11 protein-coding genes are annotated in these 14,058 nt (G+C 45.7%); 6 read left to right on the plus strand and 5 right to left on the minus strand.

What is annotated here, in order from left to right; all coding sequences use genetic code 11:
- The first annotated feature begins 24 nt into the window (after positions 1-24).
- The 3 genes from dnaK to LRC_RS04680 all read left to right on the plus strand — a co-directional run bounded on the left by dnaK (position 25) and on the right by LRC_RS04680 (position 4,462).
- The gene (gene dnaK, locus LRC_RS04670; protein WP_014073363.1) at positions 25-1,884 is read left to right on the plus strand and encodes a molecular chaperone DnaK; all 1,860 of its coding nucleotides are present in this window, start codon (positions 25-27) and stop codon (positions 1,882-1,884) included.
- Between the two features lie 101 nt (positions 1,885-1,985).
- Positions 1,986-3,131: a molecular chaperone DnaJ gene (gene dnaJ / locus LRC_RS04675; protein WP_014073364.1), complete on the plus strand. Its 1,146-nt coding sequence runs from the start codon at positions 1,986-1,988 to the stop codon at positions 3,129-3,131.
- 71 nt (positions 3,132-3,202) lie between these two features.
- Positions 3,203-4,462 (plus strand): tetratricopeptide repeat protein, encoded by a 1,260-nt coding sequence (locus LRC_RS04680; protein WP_014073365.1) that lies wholly within the window; start codon positions 3,203-3,205, stop codon positions 4,460-4,462.
- 276 nt (positions 4,463-4,738) lie between these two features.
- Here the strand turns inward: LRC_RS04680 and LRC_RS04685 are convergent, their stop codons facing one another.
- From LRC_RS04685 to LRC_RS04700, 4 genes are all read right to left on the minus strand, one after another.
- Positions 4,739-5,611 (minus strand): site-specific integrase, encoded by an 873-nt coding sequence (locus tag LRC_RS04685; RefSeq protein WP_014073366.1) that lies wholly within the window; start codon positions 5,609-5,611, stop codon positions 4,739-4,741.
- A 171-nt stretch (positions 5,612-5,782) separates the two neighbouring features.
- On the minus strand, positions 5,783-6,364 hold the full coding sequence (locus LRC_RS04690; protein ID WP_014073367.1) for a uracil-DNA glycosylase family protein: 582 nt from the start codon (positions 6,362-6,364) through the stop codon (positions 5,783-5,785).
- A gap of 44 nt (positions 6,365-6,408) precedes the next feature.
- The gene (locus LRC_RS04695) at positions 6,409-7,197 is read right to left on the minus strand and encodes an MBL fold metallo-hydrolase (RefSeq protein ID WP_014073368.1); all 789 of its coding nucleotides are present in this window, start codon (positions 7,195-7,197) and stop codon (positions 6,409-6,411) included.
- Positions 7,198-7,209: 12 nt separating this feature from the next.
- Positions 7,210-8,640 (minus strand): C69 family dipeptidase, encoded by a 1,431-nt coding sequence (locus LRC_RS04700; RefSeq protein ID WP_041819959.1) that lies wholly within the window; start codon positions 8,638-8,640, stop codon positions 7,210-7,212.
- Positions 8,641-8,805: 165 nt separating this feature from the next.
- On the opposite strand from LRC_RS04700, the gene LRC_RS04705 reads away from it, so the two are divergent.
- Entirely contained in the window at positions 8,806-8,994 is a 189-nt protein-coding gene (locus LRC_RS04705; protein WP_014073370.1) for a 2-hydroxymuconate tautomerase, read from the plus strand.
- A gap of 75 nt (positions 8,995-9,069) precedes the next feature.
- Complete coding sequence (lysA, locus tag LRC_RS04710; RefSeq protein ID WP_014073371.1) at positions 9,070-10,377, plus strand: diaminopimelate decarboxylase; 1,308 nt, start codon at positions 9,070-9,072, stop codon at positions 10,375-10,377.
- Positions 10,378-10,735: 358 nt separating this feature from the next.
- Here lysA and LRC_RS04720 read toward each other — a convergent pair whose 3' ends face one another.
- Positions 10,736-11,542, minus strand: coding sequence for a Cof-type HAD-IIB family hydrolase (locus tag LRC_RS04720; RefSeq protein WP_014073373.1), 807 nt, complete (start codon positions 11,540-11,542; stop codon positions 10,736-10,738).
- Positions 11,543-12,111: 569 nt separating this feature from the next.
- On the opposite strand from LRC_RS04720, the gene LRC_RS04725 reads away from it, so the two are divergent.
- Positions 12,112-14,058 (plus strand): site-specific DNA-methyltransferase, encoded by a 1,947-nt coding sequence (locus LRC_RS04725; RefSeq protein ID WP_014073374.1) that lies wholly within the window; start codon positions 12,112-12,114, stop codon positions 14,056-14,058.

A 14,058-nucleotide genomic window follows, 5' to 3' on the forward strand; every position in this document is an offset into this window, starting at 1 on the left:
AATTAAGAAAAGGAAGAATATCTAATGGCAAAAATCATTGGTATCGATTTGGGGACGACTAACTCTGCAGTTGCAGTCCTCGAAGGCAAAGAATCTAAGATTATCACAAATCCGGAAGGCAATCGTACGACTCCTTCCGTCGTATCATTCAAAAACGGCGAAACGCAAGTCGGTGAAGTTGCCAAGCGTCAAGCAATCACGAACCCGAACACGATTTCATCAATCAAGCGTCACATGGGCGAAGAAGGCTACAAGGTAAACGTTGAAGGCAAGGATTACACTCCTCAGGAAATTTCGGCAATGATTCTTCAATACATCAAGGACTATGCTGAAAAGTATCTTGGCGAAGAAGTTACGCAAGCCGTTATCACGGTGCCTGCATACTTCAACGATTCGCAGCGTCAGGCAACAAAAGATGCCGGCAAGATTGCCGGACTCAAAGTTGAACGCATCGTCAACGAACCAACGGCTGCAGCTTTGGCTTACGGTCTTGACAAGCAGGACAAAGACGAAAAGATTCTCGTCTTCGACCTTGGCGGCGGTACGTTTGACGTTTCCATCCTTGAACTTGGCGACGGCGTTTTCCAAGTTCTTTCGACAAACGGCGATACGCATCTTGGCGGTGACGATTTTGACAACAAGATCATCGACTGGCTGGTTGAAGGCTTCAAGAGCGAACACGGCATCGATCTTTCAGCTGACAAGATGGCAATGCAACGTTTGAAGGATGCTGCTGAAAAAGCTAAGAAAGACCTTTCCGGCGTAACTTCGGCACAGATTTCCCTTCCGTTCATCACGGCCGGCGCAGAAGGCCCGCTTCACTTGGAAACAACGCTGACGCGTGCCAAATTCAACGAATTGACGCAAGACCTCGTTGAACGCACGAAGATTCCCGTTCGCAATGCTTTGGCAGATGCCGGCTTGACGAATGCCGATATTGATGAAGTCATCCTGGTCGGCGGTTCAACGCGCATTCCTGCAGTTAAGGAAGCCGTTAAAGCTGAAACGGGTCACGTTCCTAACGAATCAGTCAACCCTGATGAAGCGGTTGCTTTGGGTGCTGCCATCCAAGGCGGCGTCATCACGGGTGACGTCAAGGACGTCGTTTTGCTCGACGTTACGCCTCTTTCCCTTGGGATTGAAACGATGGGCGGCGTCTTCACCAAGCTGATCGATCGCAATACGACGATTCCAACGTCCAAGTCTCAAGTCTTCTCAACGGCTGCCGACAATCAGCCTGCCGTAGACATCCACGTCCTTCAAGGCGAACGTCCGATGGCTGCCGACAACAAGACGCTCGGTCGTTTCCAATTAACGGACATTCCTGCCGCACCTCGTGGCGTTCCTCAAATTCAAGTCACGTTCGATATCGATAAGAACGGGATCGTTAACGTTTCTGCCAAGGATCTTGGCACGAACAAGGAACAAAAGATTACAATCAAGAGTTCGTCCGGCCTTTCAGACGAAGAAATCGATCGCATGGTCAAGGAAGCTAAGGAAAACGAAGAAGCCGACAAGAAACGCAAGGAAGAAGTCGATCTCAGAAACGAAGTCGATCAGCTTCTCTTCCAAACGGACAAGACTTTGGGAGAAGTCAAGGACAAGGTCGATGCTGCTGAAATCAAGAAGGTTGAAGATGCTCGCGATGCTTTGAAGAAAGCACAGGAAGCAAACAACCTTGAAGAAATGAAGACTAAAAAAGACGACCTTACGAAGGCTATCCAAGATATTTCCGTCAAATTGTATGAACAGGCACAACAGGCACAGCAAGCAGGTGCTCAAGGCGCAGCCGGAACGCAGAATGCGGACAATGGTTCTGCAGGAAACGACGGCAATACCGTTGACGGCGATTTCAAAGAAGTCGATCCAGACGATAAGAACTAAGAGTCAAAAAAGAGCTGGATTCATTCCGGCTCTTTTTTATTCATTGAACCTATGTTAAGCTAGATTCATAAGCATGAGAAAATTTTTGAAGGGGTATCAATATGGCAGAACAAAGAGATCCATATGATGTTTTAGGCGTTTCAAAAGACGCATCTGCTGATGAAATCAAAAAAGCATACCGCAAATTATCAAAGAAATACCATCCTGATCTGAATCATGAGCCAGGGGCTGAAGAAAAATTCAAGGAAGTCAATGAAGCTTTTGATATTTTGGGCGATCCTAAAAAGAAAGCTCAATACGATCAATTCGGCGCAGCAGGTGCGCAAGGCGGATTTGGTCAAGGGTTTGGAGGCCAAGGCTTTGGCAGTGGCGATTTTGGCGGATTCGGCGGATTTGGCGGATTCAGCGACATCTTTGATTCATTTTTCGGAGGCGGAGGCGCCTCTCGCAAGCAAAATGTTCCGCGTCAGGGACGCGATCTTCAATACGAGATGCGCTTGACGTTTGAAGAGGCCATCTTCGGCAAAACGACTGAAATTCAGTATTCAAGAGAAGAAACGTGTTCAACGTGCAACGGCAGCGGTGCCAAGGCTGGGACAAGTCCCGTTACCTGTTCTCACTGCGGCGGACGCGGATTTATCCAGGTTCAGCGTCAAACGCCGCTTGGCCGCGTAATGACTCAGCAGGAATGCGACGTTTGTCATGGCACCGGCAAAGAAATCAAAGAAAAATGCACGATTTGCCACGGCGCAGGTCATGTCAGAAAGAAGCATGCCGTTCAAGTCAAGGTTCCGGCCGGCGTTGAAAACGGCAATCAGATGCGCTTGCAAGGACAAGGCGAAGCCGGCTTTAACGGTGGTCCTTACGGTGACCTGTTTATTGTCTTTGTCGTTGAGCAAAGCAAAGAGTTCCGTCGTGACGGTGCCGAAATCTACTTTAATCAAGACATCAGCTTCGTTCAGGCGGCTTTGGGCGATGAAGTCGAAGTCAAAACCGTCCACGGAAACGTCAAGCTCAAGATTCCGGCAGGAACGCAAACCGGCACGACTTTCCGCTTGAAAGGCAAGGGCGCGCCAAAATTGCGCGGATCCGGCAACGGTGACGAGCAGGTCACGGTCAACATCGTGACGCCAAAGAATCTCAATGAAAAGCAAAGGCTTGCTTTGAAGGCTTTTGCGGAAGCCTCCGGCAAAAAGTCGTTTGGCGAAGGATTCTTTGAAAAACTGAAGAAACAATTCAAAGACTGATTCAAAAACGGCACGGGCATCAGCGAGGCTGAAGGTCTGGGCCGTTTTTTGGACGGAAAGGCATCACTTAAATGACTCATTCAGAAAAAATGCTTGAGCTGCTCGAAAAAGGACAGCTTGAGGAAGCAAAAAAAGAATTTGGCTGGGCTTTGCGAAAAGATGACGATCAGATGATCTACAGTCTTGCAGAAGAGCTTTATTCGCTCGGATTTTCCAAACAATCCAAGCGAGCATATGAAAAATTGCTTGAACGCTATCCGGATGAAGATGGCATCAAAACGGCACTGGCCGATATTGAAATCAGCGACGGCAATGATGATCGTGCGCTTGAGCTTTTAGCGCAGATTACGCCTGATTCCGATTCATATCTGGAAGCGTTGCTTGTTTCGGCCGATTTGTATCAGACACAGGGCATGTTTGACGTCAGCGAACAGAAACTGCTTGAGGCAAGAAGGCTTGCCCCGGATGAAACGGTGATTTTGTTTGGCCTTGCCGAACTGTATTTCAACGTCAAAGAATACCGCAAAGCTGCCCAGTGCTACCTTGATTTGGTCAAATCAGGCGTGTTGGAATTCTCAAAAGTCAACCTCGTCAGCCGACTCGGGCTTTCATATGCGGGCTTTGGCAAACTCGAAACGGCTATTGGATATCTGGAACAGATTCCGGAAGAAGAACTTGATTCGGACACGCGGTTTCAGTTGGCGTTCATCCAGTTTCAGCAAAAGGATTTTGAAAATGCTCAAAAGAATTTCGAAAAGCTGCGCGACACGAATCCGGATTATTCGACGCTTTATCCGTACCTGACCGCAATCTATGAGCATGACGGCAACTTGGCTCAGGCTTTGAGGACGGCCCAGGAAGGACTCGGAGTCGATGAGTTCAATATGGCGCTTTATGAAAAGGCGGCAGAGCTTTCCGCAAAATGCGGAGAACCAAAAAAGGCACTCGAGTACCTCAAGCATGCCAATGAGATCGATCCAGAAGACTTGAACGTGGTTCTCAAATTGAGCAGATTGCTTGTCGAATCAGGGCTTCACGAAGAAAATATCGAACTCGTCAACAAATATCTTGAAAATGATGAGGCAGATCCTGAGCTTTGCTGGAATTTGGGCAAGTCCTGCGCTTCGCTTGACAAATATGACGAAGCATTGCGGTATTATGTGGCAGCAGAGCGCGAATTAGGTGAAAATCCTGAATTTTTAAAGGATGCAGCCTACTTCTATCGCAATGCCGGCGAACGCAAGCGCGCTTTGGCGTGTGCGAAAAAAGCCTTGGAAACCTTCAGCGAAGACTATGAACTTGAAATGCTGAAAGAAGAATTGGAGTTTTAAAAAAGAGGCTGGGAAGAAACCATGTCTCAAAATGAAAAACCGGATGATTTGCAGTCAATCGCAAATCATCCGGTTTTTTTGCATGCATGATGCTTGCTATGATGGAAATAACCAAAAATAGTTTGGCGGTAAATTTGACTGAGAGTTTGTCGCGCTGATTTATCAGGCGCTGCATTTGGCAAAAGCTCTGCCGGTTACGGACACATTTAGTAAAATTGTCCTTCTGTCCGTAAAATTGAGTGAGATTTTGGATAGATTGGTTGAGCAGCACGGCATTTAATTTAATTCAAGAGGAAAACGGGACTTTTTTCCAGCCTCTTTTGTCGATTCAAGCATTGAAAGCTTCATGCGGTAATAATTCAGCGAATCAGGCGCAAGACGCATCGCTTTGCACAGATCAGCATCGCCAAGCTGTTGGTTTTGTTTAATGAAGTTCAAAATGTTTGCCTGATAAAGCTTTTGCGGTATCAGGCGCAAATCCGTCAGCTTCTGGTCTTTTTTCAGGTATTTGTGAATCCCGGGCAAAGTCACGCATGGTTCAAGCAGGTTGATTCTTTGCTTTAAAAAAAGATCTTCGCAGTTTTGACGACGCTTCAGTTCGGAAGTTCCCCGGTTGAATTCGTCAATGAACGTCTGCTCAAAGGAATTGAACGTTTCAGAAGCCAGGACCTTGTAAAATCCTGGCTGAATGATTTCCGAAATCGTATAAAAATGTGAAAGACAAAGCAAAACCATGCGGGTGTACAACGTCAGCTGCTGATTTTTTAAGCAGTCTTCCAGCCCGTCGGCCCAGTTCAAGGGAACGACTTGTTCCGTTTCCTTTTTCAATCCTTTTAAAGAGATCGTCGGCAAAGAAGTCGACAGCTTATGAGTGAAAAGGAAAGTAAAATAAACGTTCAGATGCGTCAAGGTCTTGTTGTAGGTCGAATTTTTGATTTCGCGCTTGACCTGAAGCATGTTGAGATAATCGCGCACGTCAGATTCTTCGATATTTGAAAGGCTCGGGTTCAAGCGATAGACCAGATTGAACTGCCTGAGATGAGTAAAAAGCCGTTCGACGTCGCTGCAGATGTCTTGTTGGGTGCTGTCGGCCAAAACGCGTTTGTTGGTCAGATAATGCCGGAACTGTTTTTCATAGGGGAAAGCCATTTTATCGCCTCGCTTCTGATTGTTTCGGTTTAAGTATAGCAGTAATTTGCACAAATGACAACGATAGGAGGTTACTTTAACTTTTTTGAAAAATACAGTCCAAAAACCAAGGCGGGTTTTCTTTTTTTTAGAATCAAGCTTACAAAAATAGCTCAACCTGAAACGATTGAGCTATTTCAAAATATCGGCCGTTTTTTCGCGAAGATCCGGCAAAACCTCTGCTTCAAACCACGGATTGTTCTTCATCCAAATCTGATTTCTCGGCGAAGGATGGACGAGCGGAAAATACTTCGGCAAAAATCTCTTGTAGTCTTTTACGACGTCCGTCAATTTTTGTGAGCTTTTCAAATGAAGATAATGCTTGACCGCATAGCTTCCGACGAGCAAAGTCAGTTGAATATCCGGCATGGCGCTGAGCAAACGGGGATGCCATTTGGCGGCAAAGCCCTTGCGCGGCGGCAAATCACCAGACTTGCCAGTTCCGGGGAAATAAAAGTCCATCGGCAAAACGGCGATTTTGCCTGATTCGTAAAAAACGTTCCTGTCAATTCCGAGCCAGTTACGCAAGCGATCTCCGCTGCGATCGTTCCAGACGATGCCCGTATCTTGGTCTTTTTTTCCGGGAGCCTGCCCAATAATCAAAATACGAGCGTTTTTTGTCGCATAGTAGAGCGGATCGATGTTTTTTGCGGAATATTTTGCATTTTCCGGGTCGGACTTGATTTCGTTATAGATGTCATTTAAATTTTCCATGCTTCAAGTATAACACCTAACTTGTCACAATTGAAACACTTTGCTTAGCAATATCTGACTTCTCTTGGAACGATGATTTTGATCAGGTCGTCGATTTCGCTTGGGCTTTGCGTTTCGCACACGACGTCAAATGTCTGGCGCAAGTCGGCGATCAGCACGTCGCTGTCGGTTCCCGTTTCGAAATCGTCAAACGGAAAGAAGGACTTGGCAATGTTTGTTTGAAGAGGAGTCAAAAGCAGCCGGTGTCCTGTTTTTTGACACAAATCGTTCAGCTTGGCCAAAGATTCCGGATCATAAAGAGAAAAATTCGTTGAAACTTCAGCGCCTTCTTCAAGATTCTCGAGTTCTTTTGCGATCTTTTTGAAATCAGGCAAGAGCGAGTCCTTGTTTTCAATCAGATCTTTGCCGAGGATCAATGAGCTCAAAGCTTGATCTCTGAAGAACTGTTTCCATTTTTTGATTCGTTTTTTATGCAGGCCGTGCGCAACGAAGCGTTTCGCATAGCCGATCTTTTCGTTTTCGTCTTCCAAAAGCAAGACGCATGCGCCAAACCAGCCGTCGTCGCTTGCTTTGGCAGTGACGCGAAGATTTTTAAGGTTCAGCGGATAGTCGTAAGGCAAGATTTTCAGGTTTTTTGGAAAATCAAGTCCAAGCTCGCAGTACCGATTCAGTTTTTGAAGCAGCTTGTAAATCTCTTGTGTCGTGAACGCTGTGCATTTTTCAGGCAAAACGGGCAGCAGATGAATCAGTTCGGTCGTCAGATGCGTAAAGAAGACATGGTCTTTTTCGTGCATCTCGCTTGCGTCCGTCGGATCAAGACAGATGTTTTCCATATCGTTCACCTCTTACAGATTGGCATCGGTTTTGAAGTTGAGCGGCGAAAGATCCGTTGATTCGGTGATCAGTTCGGCCGTCAGCTTTTCGACCTTGTCCAAAGCAAGCCTCTGCATCTCGAGCGAAGCCTTCGTCAGCAGTTCAAAACGCGCCTCGTCTTTGAGTTCTTTAGCTTTTTTATCTGTTTCAAGAATCTTTTGCTTGAATTCGATTGCACATTCTTTTTGAAGATCGTGAAGTTTCGTTCCAAAGAGCGGATAGTGCGGATCGACTAAAATTCCCAGGAGCTTGTATGCCCAGTAGGCGGAGTCTTTGGAGTAGGTCTTTTCGCCATGCTTGTATGCGTCCAAAACGTCGGTCGTGCCAGCGTAGACAGGTACGAAGACGCTTTGACAGGTCACGCCCATTGCAAGCCAGTGAAGACCGGCGATTTCCGGGGCAAATTCAGGGCGCATCTGCAGCAGGTGAGATTCCTGCGTCTTGGCCAGGCTGATCGGACGAAACTTGTGCTTAAGATCGTCAGGACCTTTGCCGAGCGGATCGTACGGACTGTTTTGGAAGTGAGCGCCCATGACGTATTCCAGGTCGTCCATGAAAAGCTTGCGATCGGGTTTGCGAATGAAAGGCAATTCTTCGCTCATCGGATCTTGTTTTTGGCTTGGAGAAAGAATTCGCTGGCCGTCCCAAACGCGCGGCGTGCTGTAAATTTCGTCAGAAAGCGTGTGCGTTCCGAAGATGTTGCGGAAGTTGAAGCACGTTTCATCCGGATTGAGATGATTTTTTGAAACGAATTCCTGAATGGAAGCAGAAAACATGAAGTTGTCCGGATCATCGAAGGCGATTTCCTGGATGGCAAGCTGGTTGGCCACGACGGCATAGCAGTCGTCAGGGATGCGTTGTGCGACCCAGTGGTGACCGGAGCCCGTTTCAAGGTACCAGACCTCATCTTTGTCCGAAAAAAGAATCCCGTTTGATTCGCAGGTTCCGTATTTTTCAACGATGGCTCCGAGCCGTTTGACGCCTTCTCTTGCAGTCTTGACGTACGGCAAGACGACGGTAACCATCGCTTCTTCGCCGATGCCTTTTTCAACCAGCGGATCAAAGCCCAAAACACGCTCGTTGGCATAGGCGCTTTCGGTCGCGCTCATGCAGACGCCGTATTCGTTGATGCCGTCTTCTTCAAACAGACCGAACTCGTCCGTCCACTCCGGCGTGGCACTGTATTTGAACCGAGTCTTTTCAAGCGGCATCGCAAAGCCGTTGTCCTTTGAAACGAAGGCCTGATCCTCAGCAAACGTCTGGCGCGGATGAATGACCATATGTTTTGGCCAGGCGCTTTTTGAGTCCTCGTTGCGGCCGATGACGGTCGAACCGTCGGCCATGGCTTTTTTGCCGACGAGGATGCTCGTGCAGGCGGAAAATTCAAAATTATGTTGCAGCATTGCTTGTTCACGTCCTTTTTTAGTCTCTTCTGCAATTAGATTATAGCTTATCTGTCTTTGACAAAACTTGAAAAAAACGCATAAAAGGCCAAATTCTAATTGCATTTTAATCTCTATCTATGCAATAATGTTAACATAGACAGTGAACAGAAGGGAATGTTTTAAATGCCACTTATTCATATCGAACTTATCGAAGGTCGCACGCAAGAGCAGCTCAAAAATCTTGTTGCAGACGTTACGGATGCCGTAACTAAGAATACTGGTGCTCCGGCAGAACACGTGCACGTCATTTTGAGCGAGATGCGCAAGGACCGCTATGCGGTCGGCGGCGTGCTCAAGAGCGACGAAAAATAAGCAATACGTGAAGCCGGGGAGAAGATCCGCGGCTTTTTCGTTATATATGACAAATTCAGCGTCGGGAAAGGAAGAGTGCAGTTGGCAGATTCAGTTGAAGTAAACGAACAGGGACATTTGTTGATAGGTGGGGTCGATGCTGTCAAATTGGCCGAAAAGTACGGCACTCCGCTGATCGCATACGACGTCAGGAAAATTAAAAAGCAGATTCGCGGATTCAAACAGGCTTTTGAGGATGCCGGCGTCAAATACATGGTTTCGTATGCCAGCAAGGCTTTTTCCGCGCTTGCGATGTATCAGCTGATCAACAAGTACGGGCTCGGCTGCGACATCGTTTCCGGCGGCGAGCTTTATGCGGCATTAAAGGGTGGGATGCCGCCTGAACGCATTGAATTTCACGGAAACAACAAGCTTCAAGACGAGCTTGAAATGGCAGTCGATGAAAAAATCGGCACAATCGTCGTCGACAACTTCCGCGAGATCAAACTGCTCGATCACATTTTGCGCCGCAAGCATGCAAACATCGGCGTCGTTTTGCGCGTCACGCCAGGCATTGAAGCCGAAACGCATCAGTACATCATGACCGGGCAGTCGAATTCCAAATTCGGGTTTGACATCCGTTCAGGTCAAGCAGAAGAGGCGCTGCAGCAGCTGATGAAGAATCCGCGGATGAACCTGATGGGGATTCATTGCCACATCGGCTCGCAGATTTTTGCCGTCAACGGTTTCCTGATGGCGGCAGAAAAGCTGGTCGAAGTTTTGGCCGACTGGAAGAAGCGTTTCGGCTACGAAGCAGACGTTTTGAACCTTGGCGGCGGGTTCGGCATTCGCTACAACGATTTCGATCAGCCGCTTCCGGCCGAAGAATTCGTATCCGCAATCGTGGAACGCGTCAAGGAACTGGTCGCAAAATACGAGCTCAAGATGCCTGAAATCATCATCGAACCCGGTCGCGCCATGGTCGGTGAAGCCGCAACGACGCTTTACACGATCGGTTCGCGAAAGGACGTCGACGGCGTCTGCCACTTTTTGGCCGTTGACGGCGGAATGGGCGACAACATCCGCCCTGCGCTTTACGATGCGCATTACGAGGCATATCTTGCCGATCGGCCGAACGCGTTGCGCGAGCAGATGGTCACCGTTGTCGGCAAGTACTGCGAGTCGGGCGACGTTTTGGTCCATGACTGCGCCTTGCCGAACACCAAGCCGGGAGACATCCTGGCCATGCCGTCGACCGGTGCCTACGGTTATACGATGGCCTCAAACTACAACCGCAATCCGCGGCCTGCCGTCGTTTTTTGCGAAGACGGCAAGTCAAGACTCGTTGTCAGAAGAGAAACGTATGCCGACATGATGGCGTGCGAACTAGGCTTGGAAGACTAAAAAGAGTCTGGGAACCATCCTGAATCAAATGAAATGCCGAACAAGTATGGTCGATTTGCGACTGACTTTGTTCGACATTTTTTATTTTATAAGATACAGTGCTGCTCAATTTATCTGAACAAGATATCGTTCAAATTTACGGACAAAGCTGGCTTTTTGGAGCGTTTGTCCGTAAAACTCGGGTCGAAACTTCCAAAATCTTACGGACAAACAGCGATTTTTAACCATTTTGTCCGTAATCGCTATTTTTCGAGCAGCCCGTTTACGGACAAAATCTCAATTTTCATCGACGTGTCCGTAAACGACAGCGATTTTGTCAAATGCAACGTCTGTTAAGGAGCATTTAAAATAAATTATGTTACAGGCCTAAAGCTTTTTGCAGATAATTTGCGACGCCGTCATGATCGTTGTCGAATTCGGTCACGTCGTCTGCGATTCGCTTGAGCTTGTCGGTTCCGTTCTTCATCACGACGCCAAGCCCGGCATAGTCGATCATTTCGGCATCGTTGTGCTCGTCTCCGAAGGCGATGATGTCTTTGCGGTCAATCTTGTAGGTTTTGGCCAAAAACTCAACGCCGTGAGCCTTGCTGATGCCTTTTGGCGACAGCTCGAGAATCGGGTTCGGTCCGCCCCAGACGCCGACGTTGATTTTGCTGCCGAACGCTTTTTCAAGCTTTTTGACGATGTCTGCCTTGCTGTTTTGATCCACAAGCATGGTCATTGCGGCCGGATCGTGCTTGAGATTCGTTCGATTCAGCACCTGATCCTTGCGCAAAGCCGCCGGAAAGAAACCGTCGATCAGCGTGTTCGGCACGTCTGACAGCGCCATCGTCTTGCCCTCCGCCGAAACGACCTTGATTCCGAGGCGGTGTTTTGCCTCTAAAATGTCAAAGGCGATGCTTTTGGAAAACGTCGTCTGATACTCGTGCTCCCACTGCTTGTGCGGGATGTATCCCAAAGCTCCGTTGAAGTTGATCATCGGACCTTTGAGCTTCAGTTCGTCATAATAGCCCACGGCCATTCTGTTGGGCCGTCCGGTGACGATTGAAACGACGTGTCCCGCCTGTTGAGCCTTGTTCAAAATTTCTTTTGTCTTTTGCGTGATTTGCGTTTTGCCGTTAAGCGTTGTTCCGTCCAAATCCAGTGCGATCAGTTTGCGTTTCATGATTCCCTCCGTTTGTGTTGCTTACTCAAAGGTAACACAGAAAGGGGGCGGTGGCAATTTTTAAATTGGTGTTTGAAGATTTTGAGGGGGAGGATGTCCAGGAAAGTTATTTCAAAAAATTGAAAATATGTTGGTCAATTTAGAAGAAAATCTCGCTAAAGGGTAAGAAGATTGATAAAAACAGTCTTGTCCATTAATAGCGAGAGGGAATATAATGGACGTAATATATGTACGTAGCGATCTCTTGACGGAAAGTTTTATGAATTTAAGATTGCTATCGAATTTCTAGCGGAAAGGAATTATTATTATGAGATTCATTCATTCACTCATTCACTCACTCACTCACTCACTCACTCACTCACTCACTCACTCACTCACTCACTCACTCACTCACTCACTCACTCACTCACTCACTCACTCACTCACTCACTCACTCACTCAGATTATTTAGACCGATTCTTATTTGTCAAGACTTTTTTTGGTAATTTAATAAAAATTAAAGAGAATTCGCTTATACAGAGGGTAAGTGGATTCTTTTTTGCATCTTTAAAAAAAGAAGGTGTTTGGGCATGAAAACGGATAATGAAAAATATAATGAATCTGTCCAACCCAACACATTCTTTCTTGAAAATTTGAAAAGTAAGCTGCCGGATTTTTTCAGTAAAGACGGAAAATTTGACTTGGATAAATTCAAGTCGCAATTGCAGGAACACAACATTGATGAATTAAAGGACGGATATCAGCTAAACTTTATCGGTAAAGACTATGCTCGCCGACAAGCCGGGGAAATGCCGAGCACGGTAATTGTTCCTGATGAAATTCAAAATAATGGCGAGGGGAAAAACAGCAAAAACTTGTTCTTTACTGGAGACAATTTGGAAGTGTTGCGTCACTTGCAAACGAATTATGCGGGTAAAGTGGATGTTATTTATATTGATCCGCCATATAACACTGGACAAAATGATTTCGTTTATCCAGATCGTTTTGAATATTCTGATGAAAAGCTTAAAGAAATGTTTGGGATGGATGATGAACAAGTTGAGCGTCTCAAAAGTATTCAAGGAAAGTCCAGTCATTCTGCTTGGTTGACATTCATGTACCCAAGGTTGTCATTAGCTAAAAATCTATTAGACAATTTTGGCTGCATCATGGTATCAATTGATGAAAATGAAGACATTAATCTTAACGAGCTCCTTAATGAAATATTTGGTGAGAGAAACTTTATTGGACAAGTTATACGGAAAACTCGCTCATCAGCAAATGATGTCATCAACGGTTTTAATAATCAACATGAATTTTTGTATATCTATGCAAAAAACGCGTCTGTCTTTAAAATGACAGGTGATCTTAAGAAATTTGATAATTATAAAAATCCTGATAATGATCCAAATGGGGAATGGACAACATCAGATCCAAGTGCTAAAAGTGGATCGATAAGCACTAGTTTTGAAATTATAAATCCATATACAGGGAAAAAAGACCTTCCTCCGAAAGGAAGATATTGGTCATTTTCGAAAGAGACAATGAATGAGTGGATTGATAGTGGAAAATTTGTATTTAAAAAAAGTCATAAAGACAATGAACGTGGTTTTTTTGTCAAAAGGTATGTTAAGGAATTAAAAAGTGAAAACAAGAAAGTAAATTCGCTATTTGGAATTGATAATATATATATGAATCAATATGGCACAAAATATTTACGTGATGAGATTTTTGATAATATGGATATGTTTTCTAGTCCTAAGCCAGTTAGATTTATAAAAAAAATTATATCATATGCTACCATAAAAAAGAATTCTTTAATCTTAGATTTTTTCGCTGGATCATCTACGACTGCTGATGCCGTTATGCAGTTAAACGCTGAGGATGGTGGACGCCGCAAGTTTATTATGGTTCAGCTGCCTGAAAAAACCTATACTGTAAATTCTGATGGAAAAGAGGTGCCAACTGGCGGGGGAAAGGATGCATATAAAGCGGGCTTTAAGTCAATTGATGAATTATCTCGTGAGCGTATCAAACGTTCAGCAACAAAAATTCGAGAAGACAATAATCTTTCTGAAGACTTTGATGGCAGCTTTAAACACTATCGAGTAGTGGAACCAACCAGGCAAACCCTAGAAGAAATTGAAGATTTTGATATAAATAACACAGATTTGTTTAATGATATGGTTTCGTCATTTTCTAGTGATGCATTGAATGTTTTAGGGAATGCCAGTGGCGAACAAACCATCCGTACTACCTGGTTAGCAAAGGACGGTTATTCATTTGACGCGGATGTCAAGAAGGTTGATTTTGCTGGTTATGAAGCAAGTTTGGTGGAAGGCAGTCGTCTGTACTTAATTAATGACGGATGGACCAGTAAAAATACTGAAGATCTGCTAAACAAGCTTGGTACGCATCAATTGACAGTTCAAACCATTGTCTTGTTTGGATATTCCTTTAATATTGCAGAATTGAGGGAATTAGAAATTGGTTTAAAGCAGCTTGATGTAAACATCAACTTGCTGAAGAGGTACTAA

It is taken from the genome of Ligilactobacillus ruminis ATCC 27782 (assembly GCF_000224985.1).
GTDB classification, from domain to species: Bacteria; Bacillota; Bacilli; order Lactobacillales; family Lactobacillaceae; genus Ligilactobacillus; species Ligilactobacillus ruminis.